The organism is Naasia sp. SYSU D00057 (assembly GCF_017916505.1).
In the GTDB taxonomy this organism is placed as follows: Bacteria; Actinomycetota; Actinomycetes; order Actinomycetales; family Microbacteriaceae; genus Naasia.
On record NZ_JAFMSZ010000002.1, the window covers coordinates 1 to 22,202 of the forward strand.

Here is a 22,202-nt window from a genome sequence, read left to right on the forward strand (position 1 = left end):
TTCCTCCACCGCGTCGAGCGCAGCGGGGAGGGAGGGACCGGAGACCACGGGTCCGTGGTTGCTGAGGAGCAGGGCGCGATGGTCGGCGGCCACCTGCTCGGCCAAGGGCTCCAGAGAAGAATCCCCAGGCGCGTGGAACGGGATCAGGGGCAGCCGGCCGATGCGCATGACGAAGTAGGCGGTGAGCGGCGGCAGCGCGTTCTGCGGGTCGAGCCCGTCGAGGCACGAGACGGCAGCGGCATGCGTGGAGTGCGTGTGCACGACGGCGCGGTCGCCCGGCCGGGCGCGCAGCATGGCGGCGTGGAGGAACGCCTCCTTGGACGGCTTCGGGCCGTCGACGTGCCGGCCGCGGACATCGATGGTCGAGATGTCGTCCTCGGCGAGACTCCCGAGGCTGCCGCCCGTGGGAGTTACGAGGATGCTGTCGCCGTCGCGCACGCTGACGTTCCCGGTGCTGCCATGGGTGAGACCACGGGAGAAGAGCGAGTGTGCGGCCTCGACCATCGCCTCCCGCGGGTCGCGGACCCTCATGCGCGCACCTCCTGGTCGGACGGGATGGAGACCGCGCGCACGAGGAGCTCGGGGTCCCCGAAGTTGCCGGACTTCAGCAGCAAGGCGAGCCCGTCCGGTGTGTAGATCCACGGGACGCCGGGCGCGGCCTCCGCGCCGATCACTCCCCCGGTCGCGCCGAGGGCGCCGACGACCGCGCCGGAGGTCTCGCCGCCGGCGACGACGAGCCGACGGACGCCGCGTGCGACGAGCCCTGTCGCAATCCGACCGGCCGCGTCCTCGAGAATTCGTGATGCGGCGTCCACACCGAGTTCGTCCTGCACCCGGCGCAGCTGTTGAGGTGGGACGGAGGAGTAGATCAGCGGCGGAGTGCTGCGCTCGGCCGAGTCGTACCAGGCGAGGGCGCGGCGAGCGAGCTCCGCCGCATCGGGCACTCCGGCGGCGTCGAGGAAGTAGGAGTCATGCGACGAGAGCATGACGGCGACCTGCTCGAGTGTCCGGTACGAGCAGCTCCCGGCCAGCACGACGGCCGGCACCTGCCCCACCGGATCCGGGGCAAGGGTCTCCGGGACGGCGCGACCGGCGGCGGCGAGCGCCCGCCCCAGCCCCCCAGCCAGTCCGGCGCCACCACCGATGAGGACGTGGTCGACGACTGCGCCGCCGATGGCGACGAGGTCGGCGGCCTCGATCGCGTCGATCACCGCATACCGGTCCCCGATGTCAGCGTGGCGCGCCAACTCCGCGGCCACGGCGTACGGTCCCCGACGCACCACGTCGTGAGCGATCAGGCCGACGCTGCCGCTCGTCTGCGGTTCGAGCACACGAGGGATGAACGAGTCGGTCATCGGTGTGAGCGGATGGTGGCGCATCGGCGACTCCGACAGCAGCACTGGCCCGACGAAGAGGTACCCCAGGTACTGGGTCCGCCCGTGCTCGGGCGAGGCGGGGACCATCGCGACGAGTCCCGCCGCGAATCGCTCCGCGAGCGCGTCGGCCACCGGGCCGATATTGCCGTCGGGGCGGGAGTCGAAGGTGGAGCAGTACTTGAAGTAGAACTGCCGGGCGCCGTGAGTCTCCAGCCAGTCGGCCGCCGCGAGCGACTGATCCACCGCGTCCGCTGTTGGGATCGTCCTCGTCTTGAGGCCGACGACGACGGCATCGTGCTCGGGCAGGTCGAGGTCACCGGACGGGAGCCCGAAGAGCACCACCGTTCTGAGTCCCGCCCGCCGGAAGGCGACCGCAACGTCGGTCGCACCAGTGAAGTCGTCCGCGATCGCGCCGATCACGAGCGGAGCCGTTCCCCGAGCAGACTGGCGGCCTTGCCGGGCCCTGTCAGGACCGGGAGGCCGAGGCGCTGCTCCAAGAGCTGCGCTGCCGGTGCGAGCGAGTACTGGGCGAAGATGACAGCGTCCGCGGACCCGACGGTGTGCTCGACAGCGTCGGCGATGGCCGACGCCGCACCGGCCGCGTCGCCCGCCCGGCTCGGTGCGAGGGCGGCGGGTGCGAACACCGGGTGGATCTCGAGCCCGTCCGCCGCGTCGCCGAGGTGCTCACGCAGGCGAGTGGTCGAGTCGGCGAGGGCCAGTTCGACCGAGGAGACGAGGTAGATCGACGAGTAGCCGCCCGTCCGCACCGCCTCGAAGGCTGCGTCGTCCGGTCCGAGAACCGGGATTGTCGCGCCGGCCGCAATGTCGCGGGCGACGAAGCCGTAGAGCGAGCATGTGAGCAGCACGGCGTCGGCGCCCTCGCGGATGGCGTGGTCGATGAGCCGGCGCATGCGCGCGTCCAGCTCACCGGTCACCCCGCCGGCCTCGTTCGCGTCGTCGATCAGCCGGTCATCGAGAATGTTCCACACACGCGCGTCCGGCATGGCTTCCTCGAGTGCGGCGACGGCGGGCGGGATCGCCGCGGGGACGGCGCTCACGAGGGCGACGAGGGGACCGGTTCGCATCTTGGCTCAGGCTCCCTGGGCGGCGGGGACACCGGATCGCGTGGCGGCGACGACGGCGTCGGTGAACTCGGTCGTGCTGGCCGACCCGCCCATGTCCTTCGTCGCGGTCCCCTCGACGACGGTCCGCTCGACGGCGTCCTCGACGATGTCGGCGGCGGCGAGGATCGCGTCGTCCTGGAACTTGGCGCCGAGCCAGCGCAGCAGCATCGCCGACGAGAGGATCATTGCGATCGGGTTGGCGATGTTGCGTCCCGCGATGTCGGGGGCGCTGCCGTGCGACGCTTGCGCCATCGCGTGCGTGTCCGAGGAGTTGATCGACGGGGCGATGCCGAGAGATCCGGCCACCTCGCCCGCCAGGTCGGAGAGGATGTCGCCGAACATGTTCTCCGTGACGATGACGTCGAAGCGGTTCGCGCGGCGCACCAGGTGCACGGTGGCGGCGTCGATGTGGAAGTCGTTGACCTCCACGTCCGGGTATTGCTGGGCCACCTCGCGGGTGACGTCGCGGAACAGGCCGGTGGTCAGTCGTAGCACGTTGGCCTTGTGCACGATGGTCACCTTCTTCGACCGCGTGCGCGCCAGCTTGAACGCCTCGTGCGCAATGCGCTCGGTGGCCTTGCGGGTGATGATGCCGTGGGCGATCGCGACGTCCGGGGTCGGCATGAACTCGCCAGTGCCGGCGAACGTGTTGCGGTCGGCGTAGAACCCCTCGGTGTTCTCGCGCACGATGACGAGGTCCGTGCCTGGCACGATCGCGTTTCCGCCCGGGAACGCCTTCGCGGGGCGGATGTTGGCGTACAGCTGGAAGTGCTTGCGGATGGTGCCGCTGGGGTTGAGCTTCGACTTGTGTGGCTCCGGGTAGGAGGCGCTGTCGTGCGGGCCGAGGAGCCAGGCGTCGACGTTGTCGAGGGCTTCGAGGGTCGCCGACGGAACGGCGTCGCCGTACTCGTCGATCGCGGCGCGGCCGAGCGGCAGCTCGGTCCACTCGATCGGGGACGCGCCCGCTGCCGCGACCGCGGCGTCGAGGATGGCGACGGCGGACGGGACGATCTCGGGTCCGATGCCGTCGCCCAGGAGGACGCCGAGGCGGTACTGGTTGGTGGTCACAGGGGTTTTCCTCTCGTGGTGGCTTCGCTGATCAGACCGTGACGGCCATGAGCTCTTCGACGTCCTCGGGGACGACGTCGGTTCGGGGGTAGAGGCGGACCGCGTCCTCGGGGAGGGCCACGTTGACCGGGCCGGTGAACCCGCCGCGGTAGTGGTCGACGAGGAGGGTGCGCTTGCCGAAGCGGACGGTGTACTCGACGCGGGAGCCGACGTACGCCGTGGCGAGGATGTCGCCGGGCAGGAGGACCGACGCGTCCGGGGCGGCCGCCGAGGCGTCCACGAGAGTGGCGCGCTCGGGACGGAACGCGACGGTGACGGCGTCGCCGGCCGCGAAGCCGCGATCGGCGTGCACCTCGAACTCGGCGGTGGCGTCCTCCACTACGACCCGTGCCTTTCCTTCAACGACTGAGCGGATGGTGCCGTCGATGAAGTTGGATCGTCCGATGAACGCGGCTACCTCGGCGGTGGCGGGGCGCTCGTAGATGTCCTCGGGAGAGCCCACCTGCAGCAGATGACCGGACGACATGACCGCGATGCGGTCGCTCATCGCCAGCGCCTCCTCCTGGTCGTGGGTGACGTAGATGGTGGTGATGCCGAGCTCCGACTGCAGCCGCTTGAGCCACACCCGGGCCTGCTCGCGGAGCTTCGCGTCGAGGTTCGACAGCGGCTCGTCGAGCAGCAGGACGCGCGGCGAGTACACGAGCGCGCGGGCGAGGGCCACGCGCTGCTGCTGGCCTCCGGAGAGCTGGTGCGGGTAGCGGTCCGCCAGGTGTGCCATGCCGACCTTGTCGAGCGCGTCGTGGATCAGCGTCTGCTGCTCGCCCTTGGGCACCTTGCGCAGCTTGAGCGGCATCGCCAGGTTCTGCGCCAGCGTCATGTGCGGCCACAGCGCGTAGGACTGGAACACCATCCCGAGGTTGCGCGCCTCCGGCGGGACGAACTTGTTCCGCTCGCCGTCGAAGAACGTTTCCTCTCCGATTGAGATCACCCCCGAGGTGGGCTTCTCCAGGCCGGCGAGGCAGGACAGCGTGGTGGACTTGCCGCAGCCGCTGGGGCCGAGGAGGGTGAAGAACTCCCCGTCCTTGATGGTCAGGCTGACTTCGTGCAGCACGGTGTTGCCGCCGAATTCCTTCTTCAATTGCGAGACGACGACGTCAGGCATCGATCTTGTTTCCCTTCATGAGCAGGCCGGCGACACCGACGAAGACGGCGGTGATGACGATCTGGATGGTGGCGAGAGCGGCGACGGAACCCGAGTTGCCCTGGACCCAGAGCTCGAGCATCGTCGTGCCGATGACATTGGTCTTGGCGGACCCCAGGAAGATCGCGGGCGAGTACTCCTTGAGCATCGTGACGAACGAGAGCACCAGGGCGGCACCGAATGCGGGGGTGATGAGCCGCGAGAGGATGCGGGTGAAGGTCCGCAGCCAGTCCGCGCCGGAGACGCGGGCGGCGTTGTCGAGCTCCTCCCCCACCTGCATCACCGCCGGTGAGATGGACCCGAAGGCGCTCGGCAGCGCGCGGAGGCCGAAACCGATGATGATCGCGGCCAGGGTGCCCTGGACAATGGCGCCGAGCCCGAACGGCGCGAACGCGAACGCCCAGAACAGGCCGATTCCGATGATGAGTCCGGGCATCGCCTGCGGGGCGAGGGCCAGGTACTCGATCAGCTTGCGGTAGCGGAATGTCGAGCGGCGGGCAACGACCACGGCGATCGTGGCAAGAACGCTGACGAGCACGGCGCCTACGGCTGCGACGATCAGGCTGTTGCGGATCGAGGCGAGGTAGACCGGGAACTCCCAGATGCGCTGGTAGTTCGCGAGGGTGAGTGCGTTGAACGGGTTGGCCAGCGGGGTGAAGAAGGCCGTGAAGGACCGGAACACGAGTCCACCGATGGGGATGACCGCACCGAAGAGGAGGTAGATCACGATGAAGACCACGGCCGGCCACTTGATCCAGCCGAGGTCGAGCAGTCGCGGCCGCGTTGCCTTGCCACGCACGGAGACGAACCGCTTCGCCTCCCGCAGCAGCTTCCCCTGAATGACCACGAGGAGAACGGTGACGAGCAGGATGATCGTCGACGCGGCGCCGAGGATGCCGTAGTCCGGGTTGATGGACTGCAGGCCGTTCTTGTAGAGGAACGTCGCGAAGACGGTGATGCCGACCGGCTGGCCGTACAGCAGCGGCACACTCAGCGTCTCAACGGACATCGAGAACACGAGAATCGAGCTGTAGACCACCGGCGGCCGCAGCATGGGGACCACCACGCTGCGCAAAATCTGGAACGGGCCGGCGCCGACGGTCTGCGCCGCGCCCTCCAGGCTCGCGTCCGCATTGCGCAGTGCGTTAGCGCAGAAGAGGTAGGCAATTGGGGCCAGGGCAACCGCCTCGGTCAAAGCCATGCCGGGGATCGTGTAGAGGTCCCAGGGCACTGTGCCTACGGCGGAGCGAACCCACGTGCTGACGAAGCCGGCGGGCCCGTACATCGTGATCCAGCCGAAGCCGAGGATCAGGGAGGAGATGAAGAAGGGCCACTGCATGCCGACGCCGAAGATGCGCCGGCCGGGGATGTCGGTGCGGACCACGACGATCGCCATGGGAACGGCGATGAGGATGGTGAGTATCGTCGTCAGGCCGGCGAACGCCAGTGTGGTCAGGGCGACCATGCCGAAGTCCGCCTCGGTGAACAGCCGGACGAAGTTGTCGAGGGTGAAGACGCCGCCCGACTCGTAGAGCGGCCGATCCGAGAGCGCCTGGATCAGCGTGGGAACCACCGGGGCGAGGACGAGCACCGCGAGGACGATGATCGTGGCCCAGTAGAGCCAGCTGCTGCGGTCCGCGCCGAGGAGGCTGCGATAGCGAGGGGCGGGATACTGCTCGGGGCCGTTGGGGGCGGCGTCCGCGCCGCGGGGCCGGGTCAGCACGTTCGTCATGACGCGCTCCCTCCGGTCCGGCTGGGCTTCGACATGTCATCTCTCCTTCGAGTGCAGTGCTGGGTTCGTGGGTGGGCGGGAGGGCCCTGTGGTCAGACGGTGGGAGTAGGCGAACCTGGGACGCCCAGCCGGAAGGCGGCCTTTGCGCCGAGGCTCGCGCCGATGTGCTTCCGCATCGTCTCGGCGGCGAGCTCGCCGTCGCCGGCGATGATGCTGTCGAGCAGGAGCTGGTGCTCCGAAGCGCGCTCATCGCGCTCCGGCTGGTCGCGCGGCACCTGGAGGCCGACGAGGCGGTAGCGGTCCGCCTTGTCCCAAAGGCCGTCGAGCGTCGCGGCGAGGATGTCGTTGTGCGCCGCGAGATAGATCGCGCGGTGGAAGCGCCGGTGCGCGATCAGCTGCGAGAGCGCGGGGTCGTTCGGCAGCGGCACCATCCCGGTCGCCGCCGCGCGGAGTTCGGCGATGTCCTCCCGGGTGCGGCGCTGCGCCGCGAGGGACGCGGCCAGCGGGTCGAGCGCGAGGCGGATCTCGACGAGATCCCTGGCCTCCTCCGAGGAGAGGTCGGTGACCCGCGCGTCCCGGTGTGACTGCAGCTCGACGAGCCCCTCAGTGGACAGCCGGCGCAGCGCCTCGCGCAAGGGGGTGGTGCTGATGCCCAGCTCCTTCGCGAGGGTCGCCTGGTTGAGCACCTGACCTGGGCCGTACTGATGGGCCAGGATCCGGTCGCGCACGAGCCCGTAGGCGAACTGGCTCTTGGTCGAGTAGGACTCTGCGGTCGTCATTGTCAGCACCTCCGCGATGGACTGTAACAGCATCGAGGCGAGGTTATAACCTCCGATTTCCGTGCGCCGCGCGACGCAGGCGGCTACACCCGCCCGGCTGCCTTAGAAACATGCGGAAGTTCCCTCCCGTCGCGCAGTGAAAACTTCTTGAGGGCTGCAGGTGTCACATCTTCGTTATAACCTTCCCTGCAACGCGGCGATGATCCGTCTCCGCGTCGCCACCGCCGTCGTCGGCGAGAGAAGGAGCGATGATGCCTCAGCCCACCGCGGACCTGTACGACGAGTTCGGGGAGGAGCTCCAGTCCGTCTGGACGCAGTTCCGCTCGTTCGGCGGAGTCGCCGACTTCTCCGGTCCCGTGCGAACCGTCCGCTGCTTTGAGGACAACGCCCTGCTGAAGGAGGTCGTCTCCACCCCCGGTGACGGAGCGGTTCTGGTCATCGACGGAGGCGGCTCGCTCGAGCGGGCGCTCATGGGCGACCAGATCGCTCTCCTCGCCGCGCAGAACGGCTGGGCCGGCGTCGTAATCAACGGCGCCATCCGCGACCAGGTCGCCATCTCCCGCATCGAGCTCGGCGTGAAGGCGCTGGGCACGAACCCGCGCAAGAGCACCAAGGAGCGCACCGGCGAGGTCGACGTGGAGGTGGAGTTCAGCGGCGTCCGATTCCGCCCGGGCGCCACGCTCTACAGCGACCTCGACGGCATCTTGGTCGAACGGTGATGTTCCGAGCGATCAACCCCGCAACCGGGGAAGCGCTCGGCGAGTACCCCGCGCACACCCGCGAGGAGGTCGATCGCGCGCTCGACGCCGCCGTCGCGGCACAGCGAGCATGGCGCCGCACGTCCCCGACGAGCCGGGCAGCGCTATTGAGGGCGGTAGCCAACCGGCTTCGCGACGGGCACGAGCAGTACGCGCAAACGATCACCTTGGAGATGGGCAAGCCGATTGGCGAGGCTCGCGCCGAAGTCGAGAAGAGCGCCGTCACCCTGGACTACTACGCGGAGAACGCGGAAGCGTTCCTGGCATTCGAGGCGATCGAGTCTTCGGCATCCGAAAGCGGCGTCAGCTACGAACCACTCGGGGCCGTTCTTGCGATCATGCCGTGGAACTACCCGTTCTGGCAGTTCTTCCGCTTCGCGGCACCCGCCCTCGCGGCCGGCAACGCGGCCATCCTCAAGCACGCGGCGAACGTGCCGGGGTGCGCACTGCTTGTGGAGCAGATCATCCGCGACGCCGGCGCGCCCGAAGGACTCGTCTCCTCTCTGCTGATCGACTCCGCCGAGGTGGCGGGGCTCATCGCTGACGAGCGCATCGCCGCCGTCACACTCACGGGATCTACTGAAGTCGGCAGGATCGTGGCAGGCCAGGCCGGGCGGCACCTCAAAAAGCAGGTCCTCGAGCTGGGCGGCTCGGACCCGTTCCTCGTGCTGGCCGACGCCGACCTGGAGGCAGCGACGACGGTCGCCGTCAAATCCCGGTTCACCGCGAATGGCCAGAGCTGCGTGAACGCGAAGCGCTTCCTCGTCGTCGAGGAGGTCGCTGACCGCTTCGTCGAGCTGTTCGCCGAGAAGGCCGCCGCCCTGAAGCTGGGCGACCCACTGGAGGAGTCGACGACGATCGGCCCTCTCGCGCGCGCCAACCTCCGGGATGCCCTGCACGACCAGGTGCGCCGTACCGTCGACGGGGGCGCGACTGTGGTGCTGGGCGGCGAGCCCATCGACGGTCCGGGCTACTTCTATCCGCCGACGATCCTCGACCATGTGACCCGCGACGGCGTCGCGTTCACAGAAGAGACGTTCGGCCCCGTCGCCAGCATCACTCGAGTGCGGGATACCGAAGAGGCGATTGAGCTCGCCAACGCCACCGAGTACGGTCTCGGCGCTGCCGTATGGACCGCGGACCTCGACGAGGCACGGCGCATTGTCCCGCGCATCGACGCGGGCGCCGTGTTCGTCAACGGCATGGTGGCCTCGGACGCGCGCCTCCCCTTCGGCGGCATCAAGAACTCCGGCTACGGGCGCGAGCTGAGCGTCTTCGGCCTCCGCGAATTCGTCAACATCAAGACCGTCTGGATCGGACCTGCACGATGAGCACCACCGACACGCAACGGCCCCGGATTTTCCGGCCGGACGAGCTTCCGGCGAACGACCGCGGCAACGGTGCGAGGACCATCCCCCTCGTCACCGCCGCGCGCGGAGGAACGACCTACCTCAACGGGATCACCGAATTTGGGCCGGGCTCGTCCATCGCGCACCACACGCACAACGTCGCGGAGTCCGTGATGGTCATCGAGGGCGACGCGATGGTCGACATCGACGGGGTCGAGACGCGTCTCCGCACCTTCGACACGACGTTCGTCCCGGCGAACATCCCGCATCATTTCACGAACGCGTCCGCGACCGCGTCTATGCGGATCTTCTGGACCTACGGCTCTCTCGACGCGACACGGACCATCGTTTCGACCGGGAAGCACGGTCGCGTCGACGACGAGAAGGCCTCACGCGACCACGAAGTGAAACCGGTTCGCGAGATCGCGCAGTTCGACGTCCTGCCGGGCCACGGGGCCGACTTCGAGGAGGCGGTGCGCACGGCCGTCCCGCTGTTCCAAGCCGCACGCGGCTCCCGGACGCTCACGCTCGAGAAGTCCGAGGAACAGCCGCAGCGCTACACGCTCCTGGTGGGCTGGGAGACGGTGGAGGACCATATGGTGCACTTCAGGGAGTCGGACGCCTTCCTAGAGTGGCGCGCGCTCATCGGTCCGCACCTCGCCGCACCCCCGCAAGTGGAACACGTCCGCAACGTCCTCACGGGTTTCTAGCCGGCGTACCCGGCGCGGTGGTTGGCGGGGAACTGGCGCAAATTCTGCGACAGTTGCCCGCCGACCAGGGCAGTCTGCGTGGAACCGGTTTCCGACGGGCATGGAGGCTCTCTGCGAGTGAACGTGGACGACGCTCCCTCCCTATAGGTCGTGGGCGAGCGCCGCCAGAACGCTCTCGTACTCGTCCACGCCGCGCGTCAGGAGCTGGAGCAGCGCCGCCTCCCGGACCTCGCCTTCGGGATCTGTGGCAAGGATGTGAAGGTTGAGCGTCGAAACAAGCGGGTGTCCCGCGGCAGCCGCCCGCACGGCCGACGAGAAGTGCGACACGCTGACCTGGAGCATCGCGTGGAACCGCGTCAGCGGCCGGTACTTGGCCTGCGCCTTCGCGAAGTCCCGAGCCGGGTCGAACTGCGTCTGATAGGTGAAGCGTTGCGCCCCATCGTTGGTGTGCGCCCAGAACGAGATCGCGGAGGTACTGCAGCAATTTCTTGGAGAGGAACCCTCGGTCCGCCGTGATCATCGAGAGTTCTTCTCGATGGCGTCGCTGGCGGCGCGCACTTGCCCTTCGAGGGTCGCCATCAGACGATCCGCTCGTGGCAGCGAAGGCCACAGGGGCTGGCTGCTCTAGTCCATCCCCTGGACAGAGAGAATGACAGAAGGCCCGAAACCATGCGGTTCCGGGCCTTCTTTTTCGTTGCGGGGACAGGATTTGAACCTGCGACCTCTGGGTTATGAGCCCAGCGAGCTACCGAGCTGCTCCACCCCGCGGCACGTCTTCTACTTTACCAGACTCAACGAGCAGGTCTGACCGCCGCGGGCGAGGACGGGCCGGAACGGCACTTCCGGGCCACCTAGGAGGCCCGGATCCGCCGATCCGGCCCGGATTCCTCAGGCTGCCGTGGTCGCCCGGTCGACGAGGGCGTAGTCGTCGTCGGTCAGCTCGAGGGTCGCCGCCGGCAGCCAGCCGTCGATCTGCTCCGGGCTTCGGGCGCCGACGATGGCGCCGGTGACGCCGCGGAAGCCGAGCGTCCAGGCGGCGGCAGCGGCGGCAGCGCTGACCCCGTGGCGCTCCCCCACCTCGCCGAGTGCGGCCGCCACGGCGAGGTTGCGGTCGAGGTTCTCGGTGAACTCGGGGCTGCGGCGGCGCCAGTCGTTCTCCGCCAGCGCGTCGAAGCGCTCGCGGCTGAACGCACCGGTGAGCAGCCCGGAGCCCATCGGGCTGTAGACGATGACGCCGGTCTCGTGGTCGGCGCACCAGGGCAGCAGCTCGTCGGCGGTCGCCCGGCGGATCGCCGAGAACGGCGGCTGGAGGGAGTCGACGTGGCCGATCGCCTCCGCTCGCTCGAGCTCCGGCACACCGTGGTTGCTGAGGCCGATCGCGCGCACCTTGCCGCTCTCCCGGAGCTCGACGAACGTCTGCCAGTACTCCTCGACCGGGGTGCCGTCCTCCGGCGGCCAGTGCAGCTGGTACAGGTCGATGCGGTCGACGCCGAGGCGGCGGAGGGAGTCCTCGACGCCCTGCCGGATCGCGGCGGCATCGCCGACGCGGCGCGAGGCGGCGCGGCGGTTCTGCTCGTCCCAGACGAGCCCGCCCTTCGTGAAGACGAACGGCCGGTCCGTCTCGGGCAGCTCGCGGAGAGCGCGGCCGACGACCTCCTCGGAGTGGCCGGTGCCGTAGATGGCGGCGGTGTCGATCCAGTTGACGCCCTGCGCGATCGCGTGGTGGATGGTCGCGACCGACACGTCGTCGTCCTGCGGCCCCCAGCTGTTGGCGCCCTCCATGCCGCCGAGCGCCCACGCGCCGAAGCCGACGCGCGTGATGTCCAGGTCGGTGCGGCCGAGTCGGCGGGTGGGCAGCGAGGTCTTCATCGCGGTCACTCCCCGGACAGCTCGGCGACGTCCTCGGCGGTCAGCTCGAGGTCGGGGGCCTGGGCGGAGTCGCGGATGCTCTCCGGGCGCGAGGCGCCGGGGATCGGGATCACGACCGGCGCGAGCGCGAGCTCCCAGGCGAGGCAGACGCGCTGCGGGCTCACGTCGTACTTGCGGGCGATCCGCTGGAACGCGGCGAAGCTCGTGCCGAGGCCGCCGGCGCGGGCGATGCCGCCGAGCGGGCTCCAGGGCAGGAACGCGATGCCGAGCTCGGCGCACAGCTCGAGCTCCGGCTCGCTGCTGCGGAAGGCGGGCGAGAACTGGTTCTGCACCGAGACCAGGCGGCCGCCGAGGATCTCCTGCGACAGCCGGATGCGCTCCGGGTTCGCGTTCGAGATGCCGGCCATCCGGATGACGCCCTCGTCGAGCAGGTCGCGGATCGCGCCGACCGAGTCCTCGTAGGGCACCTCCGGGTCGGGGCGGTGGAACTGGTACAGCCCGATCGCGTCGACGCCGAGGCGCTGTGCGGACGCCTTCGCCGCCTTCTTGAGGTAGTCCGGGCGGCCGTTGAGCGTCCAGGACCCGTCGCCCGGGCGGAGATGTCCGCCCTTCGTCGCGACGAGGACGCCCGAGGTGTCGCCGCCGTAGCTGCGCAGCGCCTTCGCGATCAGCTCCTCGTTGTGGCCGACCTCGTCCGCCTTCAGGTGGTACGAGTCGGCGGTGTCGATCAGCGTGATCCCCGCGTCGAGCGCGGCGTGGATCGTCGCGATCGACCGCTCCTCGTCGGGCCTGCCCTCGATCGACATCGGCATCCCGCCGAGTCCGATCGCTCCGAGCTCGGTGTCGCCGATCCGTCGCTGCTGCATGCGTGAGTCCTCCCCGTTGTGACCGTTCGACGCTACCCGGCGAGGTCGCAGCGAGTTGAGGGGTCGCGCAGTGGAGGACGGCGGGATATGGGAGCGGGCCGATTCGGCTCATCCGGGTCTCCTAGGTGACCCGGATGAGCCGAACCGGCCCGGATGGATGTTCCGATCAGCCGCCGGAGGCGGCGAGGGCGCGCTCCACCGCGTCCTGGAGGCGGGCGTCGGCCTCGGCCGCCGCCACCAGGTCGTTGCTGCGGTACGCGGCCTCGCGATCCTGGAGCGCCTGGTTGGCGTCCTCCAGGGCCTGCTGCAGCTCCGGGTTGTCGCTCGGCGTCGTCGGCGTGGTCGGCGCCTCGTCCGTCGGCTCCTCGGCCGGGGTGTCGGTGCCGCCGTCCGTCGCCGGCTCGTCGGTCTCGGGCGGCACGTCGGTGTCGCCGGCGTCCGCACCGGAGTCGCCTCCGAACAGCTGGTCGAGCGCCTGGTCGAGGGTGTCCTCGAATGCGATCTGGTCGCCGAAGGAGACGAGCACCTTGCGCAGCAGCGGGAACGCCGTCTCACCGCTCGACCGGACGTAGACCGGCTGCACGTAGAGCAGCCCGCCGCCGACCGGGAGGGTCAGCAGGTTGCCGCGGTCGATGGAGGTGTCACCGCGGGTGAGCAGCGCCAGCTGGTTCGCCACGTCGGTGTCCGAGTTGAACGCGTTCTGCACCTGGCCGGGGCCCGGCACGTTGTTCGGCAGCGTCAGCAGCCGCAGCGCGCCGTAGCCTTCGGCGACCTCGCCCTTCGTGGCGCCGGCATCCGAGTCGACGGCCAGGTAGCCGGTGAGGATGCTCCGGCTCTCGGCGCCCTGCCGGTTCGGGATGAACGTCGAGTACAGCGTGTACGACGGGCCGTCCGACTCCGGGATCTGCATCGTCAGGTAGTACGGCGGCTGCAGGGTCGGGTTGGAGGCCGGCGAGGTCGGGTCGTTCGGCGCGCGCCAGGCGTTGTCGCGCTGGTACCAGGAGCCGGCGTCCTCGACGTGGTACTGGCCGAGCACCGAGCGCTGCACCTTGAACAGGTCGGCCGGGTAGCGGACGTGGCTCATCAGCTCCGCCGACATCTCCGTCATCGGCCGCAGCTCGTTCGGGAACACCTTCTGCCAGGACTGGATGATCGGGTCGTCCTGATCCCACGCGTAGAGGGTGACCTCGCCGCTGTACGCGTCGACCGTCGCCTTCACCGCGTTGCGGATGTAGTTGATGTCGTCGACGGCATACGCCGGGGCCGGCGTGTACGTGTCGGCGATCGACTCGCTCAGGCTTCGCGTGCTCGAGTACGGGTACGACGACGAGGTCGTGTAGCCGTCGATGATCCACTGGATCCGGCCGTCCACGACCGCCGGATAGGCGTCCGAGTCGAGCGTCAGATACGGGGCGACCTTCTCGACGCGGGTCTTCGGGTCGCGGTCGTAGAGGATCTGCGACTCGTTGTTCACCGCGTTGGAGAGGAACACCTGCTCCGACTGGAACTTGAGGGCGTAGATGAGGCGGGTGAACCAGTTGTTCAGCTGCGGCCCGCCGTCGCCGTCGAAGGTCGTGTAGACCTGGTTGGCGTCGCTCTCGGCGTCGCCGCCGCCCGACGGATAGTCGAGCTCGATCGGCTCGGTGCCCTCCGGAGCGCCGACGATCGAGTAGGCGGGCGAGTTCTCGCCGAAGTAGATGCGCGGCTCGTAGTCGCCGAGGTTGTTGCTCGTCGGGATGCCCGACTCGAGGAACACCGGCTGGCCGTCGGCGGAGCGCTGGTTGCCGTAGGCGGCGACCACGCCGTAGCCGTGCGTGTAGACGACGGTGCGGTTGTACCAGGTCTGCCCGTCCCCGAGCCCGTCCTGGTTGAGCTCGCGGACCGCGACGACCGTGTCCTGCGTCTGCCCGTCGATCTCGTAGCGGTCGACGTCCAGGTCGCGGGCGAACGCGTAGTACTGCCGGAACTGCTGCAGCTGGCCGAACGACGGCGACACGATCGCGGGGTCGAGGATGCGGATGTTCGCGGTCGTCTCCGCGTCGGCGCGCAGGGCGCCCGGCTCCGCCTCGGTGGTCGCCTCGTACGGGATCTCCTGGACGTCGTCGACGCCGTAGGCGACGCGCGTCTGGTCGATGTTCTTCTGGATGTAGGGCCGCTCGAGGCTCAGCTCGCTCGGGTCCACCTGGAAGCGCTGGACGACCCACGGGTAGATCGAGCCGGCGACGAGGCTCGTGATGATGAGCAGGACCGTGCCGATGACGGGGAGCCGCCAGCGGCCGATGATCGCCGTCACGATGAAGAGCAGCGCGACGAGCCCCGCCACGATCGAGATGATCACGCGGGCCGGGATGGTGCCGTTCACGTCGGCGTAGCTCGCGCCGGTGATGAGGCTGCCGGTCTGGCTCAGGGTCAGGAACTGGTCCAGGTAGATGCTGACCGCCTGCAGCGCCAGGTAGATGGCGGCGGTGACGGCGATCTGGACGCGGGCGGCCTTCGCGAGCCGCACCTCACGCCCGGTGACCCGGAGGGCGCCGTAGAGGTAGGTGGTCGCGATGCCCGCGATGCCGGCGACCAGGACGACCGCCGAGGCGAAGCCGACGAGCCCGTGCAGGAAGGGCAGGTCGAACAGGTAGAAGGAGATGTTGAGGCCGAACTGCGGGTCGGGCTCGGCATCCGACGGGGTGCGGTTGAGGTAGAGCAGAACCGTCTGCCAGCGGGTCGCCGCGGAGACCCCCGCGAACAGGCCGAGGACGCCGGGGACGGCGAGCATCGCGAGCCGGCGCAGCGGCTCGATCACCTGCTGGTAGCGGTCGAGCTGCGAGTTGAGGCGCGCGTAGATCGGGCGGAACCGATACGCGAGGTAGATCGACAGGAAGACCGGGACGGCCATCCCGAGGAACCCCGCGAAGAAGAGTCCGATCCCCCAGCCCCACTGCGTGAGCAGGACGTTGAGGAAGCCGAGCTGGTCGAACCAGAGGATGTCGGCGTAGAGCCCGGCGAAGATGAAGAAGAGGATGAGGAGGCCCGCGACGATGCCCGCGGTGATCGCGAGGGTTGCGCGGTTCCTCCGGCGTGGTGCGGCGGCTGTGGTCGTCACGGTGCAGAGCCTACCGGGCGGTGCATGTGGGCAATCCGGACGTCCGCTGACCGTCCGCGATGGCCTCCACCGCGGCGAGCGCGTCACTGAGCGTCCCGACCGCGACGACGTTCATGCCGTCCGGGACATGTCCGACGACCGCGTCGCAGTTGGCCTCCGGCGCGAGGAACCAGTCGGCCCCTGCCGCCTGCGCGCCGTACAGCTTCTGCCGGATGCCGCCGATGGCGCCGACAGTGCCCTCCGCGTCGATGGTGCCCGTGCCGGCGATGCGCTCGCCGCCCGTCAGCGAGCCCGGCGTCAGCTTGTCGTAGATGCCGAGCGCGAACGCCATCCCGGCGCTGGGGCCGCCGACGTTCGGCAGCTCGATCTCGACGTCGAACGGGAACTCGTAGGCCACTCCGACTCCGACGCCGACGACGGTCTGCCCCTGCTGAGTGGTCGGCGTCACCTCGATCGTGCGCTCCTCGCCGTCGCGGACGATGCCGATCACGGCGGGAGCGTCGGTGCCGTTCGCCGCGATGGCCTCGCGCACCTCGGTGAGGTTCGCGACCTCGGACCCGTTGATCGAGACGACCTCGTCGCCCTGCTCGAGCAGGCCCTCCGCGGGAGCCCCCTCGACGACGCCCTCGACGGTGAGGGTGCGCGGGATGTCGTAGCCGAGCTCGGTGAGGGCCGCGGCGACGGCCTCCTGCTGCGAGTTCTGCATCTGCAGCCTGCTCTGCTCGTCCCGCTCCTCGGAGGAGACGCCGGCGGGGAACGCCGCCTCCAGCGGCTTCACCGACTTCCGCGGGTCGAACCAGGCGAGCGCGGTGCGGATCAGGTCGGGGGTGCCGCGGGGCGAGCCGACCACCGTGACGGTGGTGAGGTCGAGACTGCCGTCAGTCGGGTACGTCTCCGCGCCGTCGATGCGGATCAGCGGCTCGCCGTCCGCCCCCTGGCTGCCGAGGGTGTCGTAGACCGGGCCCGGCTGCTCGATGACGTAGCCGGACGGGCTGAGCCCGAGGAGCACCACGAGGGTCAGCGCGATCGTGAGCAGGGTCCAGCCGATGCTGCTCCGGTCGGCGGGACGACGCGGCTCCGGACGGCGGGCGGCCCGGGGACGCTGGACGGTCGGGGTGGTCACGGACATCCGATCTCGGCGCGCGGCTCACGCGAGGCTGACGCGCTGTTCGCGCGAGGCTGACAGGGGCGGGGCCCTCGCGGACCTTCCGGCCCCGGCTCCCGCACTACCGTAGATCCTGCGTGAGTGCCGCTGGGAAGGCGCCCCGAGGCGGGCGCCGACGGAAGGAGCCTCGATGGCCGCGGACGATCAGGAGCCCGAGGACGAGCTGCGCGAGATGCTGCGCGAGCTGCTCTCCGGCGGAGCGGGCGTCGACCCCGCCAAGCTGGCGGCATCGGCCGGCCTGCCGGCCGACCCGGCGAGCATGGCCCGCCTCTTCGCCCAGCTGCAGGGCGCGCTGAGCGGCTCCGACGACGGCATCAACTGGCAGGTCGCCACCGACCAGGCGAAGGCGGTCGCGTCGCGCACCAGCTTCACGCCGACCGACCAGCAGCGCCGTGACCTCGACCAGGCGATGCACCTCGCCGCGCTGTGGCTCGAGGAGGCGACCAGCGTCGCCGATCTGCCCGAGGCACCGAAGCTGATGACGCGCGTGCAGTGGATCGAGCAGACGATGCCGTTCTGGAGCCAGCTGGCCGAGCCGGTCGCCTCGAGCATCGCCGACGCCCTCACCTCCGTGCTGAAGGAGCAGGCGCCCGAGGAGGTCGCGGGCATGCTGCAGCACGCCGGGCGTCTCGTCCGCGGCATCGGCGGCACGCTCTTCGCGGTGCAGCTCGGCCAGGTGGTCGGCGCGCTGAGCGCCGAGGTGGTGTCCGGCGGCGACGTCGGCATCCCGCTGCTCGAGGACCGCGCCGCCGTGCTGCCGCAGAACCTGCAGGCGTTCGGCGAGGGCCTCGACATCCCGGCCGATCAGATCGCGCTGTACCTATCGGTGCGCGAGATCGCGCACGCCCGGCTGTTCCGGCACGCCCGATGGCTGCGCATGCAGCTCGTCTCCTCCATCACCGAGTTCGCGCGCGGCATCCGCATCGACACCAGCCGCGTCGAGGAGCTCGCCGCCAACTTCGACCCGAACGACCCCGAGAACCTGCGCGAGGCGCTCTCGAGCGGCGCCCTCATCCCGCCGAAGACACCCGCCCAGCAGGCGGCGCTCCAGCGGCTCGAGACGATGCTCGCGCTCGTCGAGGGCTGGGTCGACGTCGTCACCGCGCACGCGACAGCCCGGCTGCCGAAGTCCGACGCGATCGCGGAGACGGTGCGCCGTCGCCGTGCCGCGGGCGGGCCGGCGGAGCGCGCCTTCGCGACCCTCGTCGGCCTCGAGCTGCGACCTCGCCGGCTCCGCGAGGCGGCCGCGATGTGGCAGATCGTCGGCGACTCCCTCGGACCGGAGAGGCGCGACGAGCTGTGGTCGCACCCCGACCTGCTGCCCACCTCGGCGGACATCGACGACCCGGATGCGCTCGTGAAGCGCCTGCAGGAGCCGCCGGCCGCCGACGACGTGGACCAGGCCATCGAGGACCTCCTCCGCGACGACGACTCGGACCGTCCCACCGAGGGGTAGGGCCGGCCGGCGCGGATCAGGAGATCCCCGTCACGAGACGGCGTGTCGTCCTGAATCGCGTGCGAAACGGCTGATCCTTCCTGATCGGCGCCATTCTCCTGATCCGCGCAGGTGGCGTCGTCCGCACTTTCGCCCTGGGGAGGGACGGCGCCGCCCTGGGGACAACAGTCACGCGTTCGTGAGGCGGCGGGCACCATGCCCGCCATGGTTCTCCGCATCGACCCCCGGCTCACCCTCGTCTGGCGCTCTCCCACCGACCTGCAGGTCGGCGCCGACCGGCCCGACCGCGTCCTCGCCGGCGTCACCCCGGCCGAGGAGCAGCTGGTGCGGGCACTCCGGATCGGCACCACGCGCGGCGGGCTCGACGTCGTCGCCGGCGAGTGCGGGCTGGCCGGGCACGACGTCGATCGGCTGCTCGCCCGGCTCGGCGACGCAGTGGTCGCGACCGCTCCACAGGGCGCCCCGCTCGCCGTCGCACTGGAGACCGGCGGCCTCGCCGGCCCCGCCGCGCGCATCGCCGCCGCGCTCGGCTCGGCCGGGGTGCGCCTCGCCGCGGCAGGCGAGCGGCCGGCCCTCGCGGTGCTGCTCGCGGGGCACGTCGTCCGCCCGGAGGCGGCGGCGCGCTGGCTCGGGCGCGACGTGCCGCACCTCGCTGTCGTGTTCGGCGACGAGGAGGTCGAGCTCGGCCCGATGGTGCTGCCCGGCCGCACCTCGTGCCTCGCCTGCGCCGCCCGGCACCGGGTCGCGGAGGACGCCGCCTGGGGTGTGATCGCCACGCAGCTCCTCGACGGACGGCATCCGGCGGCGGCAGCGGGTGACGCGGTGCTCGTGCACGAGGCCGCCGTCCGGCTGCTCCGCGTGGCGGACGCCGTCCGCGCCGGAAGCCGCACCGGGCTCGAGGAGCGGTCGCTGCGCCTCGGCCGGCGGGGGCTGATCAGCGAGCGGCGGTGGCCGCCGTCTCCCGGATGCTCGTGCCGAGCTCTTCCAGGAACCGGGACGGCTCCCGGGTCGACGCGCGGTGCGGACCGGCCGAGGCCCAGGACAGCCGCAGCGCGGATCGCGCCCGGGTGATGCCCACGTAGAGCAGCCGGCGCTCCTCCTCGATCGCGCCCGGAGTCTTCGCGTAGCTGATCGGCAGGTACCCCTCCGAGAGCCCCGCGAGGTAGACGCGCTCCCACTCGAGGCCCTTCGCCGAGTGCACCGTGGCGAGGGTGACCGCATCGACGGTCGGCTCGTGCTGCGCGGCCTGACGCTCGGCGAGATCCTCGACGAACTGGGCGAGCGTCGTCCCGGCCGGCGCCTCCTCGGCGAGGCCCATCAGGGTGTCGAGCGACTCCCACCGGTCGCGGACGGCGCCTCGGGTCTCGGGCGGCTGCTGCGACCAGCCGAGCGACCGGAGCACGTCGCTCACCGTCTTGAAGAGCGGGTCCGAGGACATCGTGAGGGCGGCGGCGCGGAGCATCATCATCGCCTCCTTCACCTCCCGCTTCTCGAAGAACCGCTCGGAGCCGCGCACCGCGCAGGCGATGCCCCGTTCCGCGAACGCCGCCTCGAACGCGGCTGACTGGGAGTTGATGCGGTAGAGCACCGCGATGTCGCGGAGCCGCTCGCCCGCGGCGGCACGGACCGCGACGTCGTCGGCGATGGACCGCGCCTCCGCCTGCTCGGTCGGATACGACAGGGCGGCGACCGCCGGCTCCGCCCCGTCGGCGGGATGCGCCGCGGCGACGAGGGACAGGGCGCCCGGCCGGTCGCGCATGAGGCGATTCGCGGCGGCGACCACGCCCGGGACGGACCGGTAGTTCCGCTCCAGGCGGATGACGGACGCGTCGGGATAGCGGGAGCCGAAGTCGAGCAGGTAATCGGCCCGGGCGCCGGCGAAGGAGTAGATGGTCTGGCTGGCGTCACCGACGACGCACACGTCGCGCCGGTCGCCCATCCATGCGGCGAGCAGCTGCTGCTGCAGCGGGGAGACGTCCTGGTACTCGTCCACGACGAAGAACCGGTACTGCTCGCGCACGTGCTGCGCGACGCGCGGCTCCTCCTCGATCATGCCGATCGTCGCGAGCAGCACGTCCTCGAAGTCGAGCTGCCGTCGCGCGTCCTTGAGCTCCTCGTACTGGCGCTGGATGGCCGTCGCCCGGCGAGGGTCGAGCCCGTTCGGCAGCGCGCGGTCGACGGCACGCTGCTCGTACTGCTCGAGGGAGAGGCCGCTCACCTTGCGCCACTCGATCTCGGCCGCGATGTCGCGCAGCGCGGCGGTGTCGACCGCGACGCCGACGCCCTCCGCGGCCTGCGCGAGGAGGCGCGCCTTGCTGTCGAGCACGCGGGGCAGGGTGCCGCCGACGACCTGGGGCCAGAAGTAGCTGAGCTGCGAGAGCGCCGCGGCGTGGAACGTGCGCGCCTGCACTCCCGCCGCGCCGAGCACGCGGAGGCGGCTGCGCAGCTCGCCCGCGGCGCGGCTCGTGAAGGTGAGCGCCATGACGCGGCTCGGCGGGTACACCCCGGACGCGACGCCGTACGCGATGCGGTGGGTGATCGCCCGGGTCTTGCCGGTGCCGGCACCCGCGAGGAGGCAGACGGGCCCGAGGAGGGTCTCGGCGGCGACGCGCTGCTCCGGATCGAGCCCGTCGAGGAGGTCCTCCGCGGTCACCGGGCCGCTCCCGCGCGACGCGGAAGGATCAGGGAGCGTCGAGGGGTCCGCCGTACCACTGCTCGATGATCGCACGGGCGATGGACGTCCGGCTGGGGATGCCGATGGTGCGCGTGCCGTCGGCGAGGTCCTCGCGGCTGAACCACCGGAGGTCGATGAGCTCGACCCCGTCCGGCACGGGGTCGGGGCTCGTCGCCGGGTCCACCTTCGCCCGGAAGCCGATCATGATCGACGCGGGGAACGGCCACGGCTGGGAGCCGACGTAGACGGGGTCGATGACGGTGAGCCCCGACTCCTCCTTGATCTCGCGGACCACGGCGGCCTCGAGCGACTCGCCCGGCTCGACGAAGCCGGCGAGGATCGAGTACCGATCGCCGCCCCACAGCGCGTTGGCGCCGAGCAGCAGCCGGTCGTGCTCGTCTGTGACGCCGACGATGATCGCGGGGTCGGTACGCGGGAAGACGTGGTGCCCGCCCGACTCCTCGGTCTCCCCCTCGGGGTGACGCACCCAGCCGCCCTGCGCCGGGAGGGTGGGCACCCCCGTGCGCGGGGAGAAGCCGTGGGAGGCGTGCCAGTTCGTGATCGCGAGCGCCTGCGTGAACAGTCCCGCATCGAGCGAGTCGAGGTCGGCGCCCAGGCGGCGCAGGTCGCCCCAGCGGTCCCGGTCCGCCTGCAGCGCCTCGGCGGCGGCTTCGTCGAGGACGGCCGCGACGATCGGTGACCCCGCGCTGTCGCCCTCGAGCGCGCGGCCGAGGTAGACGACGAGGTCGGCGGCCGGCAGCGCCGACAGCGGCAGCAGCTCGAGGTGCGGGCGGCTCCCGTCGGCGAGCAGCGCGGCCCCGCGGGAGAGCACCACGGCACGGGTGCGGGGGTCGGCGCGGAGCTCGTCGAGGAGCCCCGGACGCGACCGTGTGAGGTAGTCGCGGTCGACGGAGGACCGGGAGAGCGCCAGCTGCGAGGTGAGCGATTCGTGCATCGACCTGGGCATTCTGCGTGGCG

At 70.6% G+C, this 22,202-nt stretch carries 18 protein-coding genes and 1 tRNA gene; 4 read left to right on the forward strand and 15 right to left on the reverse strand.

Features of this window, described 5'->3' with window-relative positions; all coding sequences use genetic code 11:
• The 7 genes from J3P36_RS07240 to J3P36_RS07270 form a co-directional block, all read right to left on the reverse strand.
• Positions 1-531 (reverse strand): class II aldolase/adducin family protein (locus tag J3P36_RS07240; protein WP_210506724.1); only part of this gene is annotated, 531 nt, incomplete at its 3' end.
• Positions 528-1,796: a 3-oxo-tetronate kinase gene (gene otnK / locus J3P36_RS16755; RefSeq protein WP_210506726.1), complete on the reverse strand. Its 1,269-nt coding sequence runs from the start codon at positions 1,794-1,796 to the stop codon at positions 528-530. The genes J3P36_RS07240 and otnK, both read right to left, overlap by 4 nt.
• The gene (locus J3P36_RS07250) at positions 1,793-2,461 is read right to left on the reverse strand and encodes an aspartate/glutamate racemase family protein (RefSeq protein WP_210506728.1); all 669 of its coding nucleotides are present in this window, start codon (positions 2,459-2,461) and stop codon (positions 1,793-1,795) included. Before J3P36_RS07250 ends, otnK begins: the two co-directional genes overlap by 4 nt.
• 6 nt (positions 2,462-2,467) lie before the next feature.
• The gene (locus J3P36_RS07255) at positions 2,468-3,568 is read right to left on the reverse strand and encodes an isocitrate/isopropylmalate dehydrogenase family protein (RefSeq protein ID WP_210506730.1); all 1,101 of its coding nucleotides are present in this window, start codon (positions 3,566-3,568) and stop codon (positions 2,468-2,470) included.
• A gap of 31 nt (positions 3,569-3,599) precedes the next feature.
• Positions 3,600-4,730 (reverse strand): ABC transporter ATP-binding protein, encoded by a 1,131-nt coding sequence (locus tag J3P36_RS07260; RefSeq protein ID WP_210506732.1) that lies wholly within the window; start codon positions 4,728-4,730, stop codon positions 3,600-3,602.
• Entirely contained in the window at positions 4,723-6,501 is a 1,779-nt protein-coding gene (locus J3P36_RS07265; RefSeq protein ID WP_210506734.1) for an iron ABC transporter permease, read from the reverse strand. The genes J3P36_RS07260 and J3P36_RS07265 overlap by 8 nt, the downstream gene beginning before the upstream one ends.
• Before the next feature lie 92 nt (positions 6,502-6,593).
• Entirely contained in the window at positions 6,594-7,313 is a 720-nt protein-coding gene (locus J3P36_RS07270; RefSeq protein ID WP_246854461.1) for a GntR family transcriptional regulator, read from the reverse strand.
• A gap of 218 nt (positions 7,314-7,531) precedes the next feature.
• Between J3P36_RS07270 and rraA the strand changes: the two genes are divergently transcribed.
• The 3 genes from rraA to J3P36_RS16290 are packed head-to-tail and all read left to right on the forward strand — an operon-like array spanning position 7,532 to position 10,097.
• Complete coding sequence (rraA, locus tag J3P36_RS07275) at positions 7,532-7,999, forward strand: ribonuclease E activity regulator RraA (RefSeq protein ID WP_210506736.1); 468 nt, start codon at positions 7,532-7,534, stop codon at positions 7,997-7,999.
• Positions 7,999-9,369, forward strand: a complete 1,371-nt coding sequence (locus tag J3P36_RS07280) for an NAD-dependent succinate-semialdehyde dehydrogenase (RefSeq protein ID WP_210506738.1) — start codon at positions 7,999-8,001, stop codon at positions 9,367-9,369. The genes rraA and J3P36_RS07280 overlap by 1 nt, the downstream gene beginning before the upstream one ends.
• Positions 9,366-10,097, forward strand: coding sequence for a cupin domain-containing protein (locus tag J3P36_RS16290; RefSeq protein WP_246854462.1), 732 nt, complete (start codon positions 9,366-9,368; stop codon positions 10,095-10,097). Before J3P36_RS07280 ends, J3P36_RS16290 begins: the two co-directional genes overlap by 4 nt.
• 141 nt (positions 10,098-10,238) lie before the next feature.
• Here J3P36_RS16290 and J3P36_RS07290 read toward each other — a convergent pair whose 3' ends face one another.
• From J3P36_RS07290 to J3P36_RS07315, 6 genes are all read right to left on the reverse strand, one after another.
• On the reverse strand, positions 10,239-10,439 hold the full coding sequence (locus J3P36_RS07290) for a hypothetical protein (RefSeq protein ID WP_210506740.1): 201 nt from the start codon (positions 10,437-10,439) through the stop codon (positions 10,239-10,241).
• Positions 10,440-10,791: 352 nt separating this feature from the next.
• Positions 10,792-10,865 (reverse strand) — tRNA-Met (locus J3P36_RS07295).
• A gap of 120 nt (positions 10,866-10,985) precedes the next feature.
• On the reverse strand, positions 10,986-11,966 hold the full coding sequence (locus J3P36_RS07300; protein WP_246854485.1) for an aldo/keto reductase: 981 nt from the start codon (positions 11,964-11,966) through the stop codon (positions 10,986-10,988).
• Between the two features lie 5 nt (positions 11,967-11,971).
• Positions 11,972-12,832, reverse strand: coding sequence for an aldo/keto reductase (locus tag J3P36_RS07305; protein ID WP_210506744.1), 861 nt, complete (start codon positions 12,830-12,832; stop codon positions 11,972-11,974).
• A 166-nt stretch (positions 12,833-12,998) separates the two neighbouring features.
• Positions 12,999-15,929, reverse strand: a complete 2,931-nt coding sequence (locus J3P36_RS07310; RefSeq protein ID WP_210506746.1) for a UPF0182 family protein — start codon at positions 15,927-15,929, stop codon at positions 12,999-13,001.
• Between the two features lie 10 nt (positions 15,930-15,939).
• On the reverse strand, positions 15,940-17,052 hold the full coding sequence (locus J3P36_RS07315) for a S16 family serine protease (protein WP_307806989.1): 1,113 nt from the start codon (positions 17,050-17,052) through the stop codon (positions 15,940-15,942).
• 172 nt (positions 17,053-17,224) lie between these two features.
• On the opposite strand from J3P36_RS07315, the gene J3P36_RS07320 reads away from it, so the two are divergent.
• Positions 17,225-18,550 carry a zinc-dependent metalloprotease gene (locus J3P36_RS07320; protein WP_210506750.1) on the forward strand — a complete coding sequence of 442 codons (1,326 nt, stop codon included), beginning with the start codon at positions 17,225-17,227 and terminating at the stop codon, positions 18,548-18,550.
• A gap of 934 nt (positions 18,551-19,484) precedes the next feature.
• Here J3P36_RS07320 and J3P36_RS07325 read toward each other — a convergent pair.
• Together J3P36_RS07325 and nudC are read right to left on the reverse strand one after the other, a co-directional pair.
• A complete protein-coding gene (locus tag J3P36_RS07325; protein WP_307806990.1) occupies positions 19,485-21,203 on the reverse strand; it encodes an ATP-dependent helicase in 1,719 nt (572 codons plus the stop codon).
• Between the two features lie 28 nt (positions 21,204-21,231).
• Positions 21,232-22,179 (reverse strand): NAD(+) diphosphatase, encoded by a 948-nt coding sequence (nudC, locus tag J3P36_RS07330; protein WP_210506754.1) that lies wholly within the window; start codon positions 22,177-22,179, stop codon positions 21,232-21,234.
• Between the last annotated feature and the right edge of the window lie 23 nt (positions 22,180-22,202).

Bases quoted from the DNA above. Each gene is read 5' to 3' on its own strand.
- J3P36_RS07270 (WP_246854461.1), bottom strand. From the start codon at position 7,313: ATGCTGTTACAGTCCATCGCGGAGGTGCTGACAATGACGACCGCAGAG.
- J3P36_RS16290 (WP_246854462.1), top strand. From the start codon at position 9,366: ATGAGCACCACCGACACGCAACGGCCCCGGATTTTCCGGCCGGACGAG.
- J3P36_RS07305 (WP_210506744.1), bottom strand. From the start codon at position 12,832: ATGCAGCAGCGACGGATCGGCGACACCGAGCTCGGAGCGATCGGACTC.
- J3P36_RS07265 (WP_210506734.1), bottom strand. From the start codon at position 6,501: ATGACGAACGTGCTGACCCGGCCCCGCGGCGCGGACGCCGCCCCCAAC.
- J3P36_RS07250 (WP_210506728.1), bottom strand. From the start codon at position 2,461: ATGCGAACCGGTCCCCTCGTCGCCCTCGTGAGCGCCGTCCCCGCGGCG.
- J3P36_RS07260 (WP_210506732.1), bottom strand. From the start codon at position 4,730: ATGCCTGACGTCGTCGTCTCGCAATTGAAGAAGGAATTCGGCGGCAAC.
- nudC (WP_210506754.1), bottom strand. From the start codon at position 22,179: ATGCACGAATCGCTCACCTCGCAGCTGGCGCTCTCCCGGTCCTCCGTC.
- rraA (WP_210506736.1), top strand. From the start codon at position 7,532: ATGCCTCAGCCCACCGCGGACCTGTACGACGAGTTCGGGGAGGAGCTC.
- J3P36_RS07320 (WP_210506750.1), top strand. From the start codon at position 17,225: ATGGCCGCGGACGATCAGGAGCCCGAGGACGAGCTGCGCGAGATGCTG.
- J3P36_RS07280 (WP_210506738.1), top strand. From the start codon at position 7,999: ATGTTCCGAGCGATCAACCCCGCAACCGGGGAAGCGCTCGGCGAGTAC.
- J3P36_RS07300 (WP_246854485.1), bottom strand. From the start codon at position 11,966: ATGAAGACCTCGCTGCCCACCCGCCGACTCGGCCGCACCGACCTGGAC.
- J3P36_RS07290 (WP_210506740.1), bottom strand. From the start codon at position 10,439: ATGCTCCAGGTCAGCGTGTCGCACTTCTCGTCGGCCGTGCGGGCGGCT.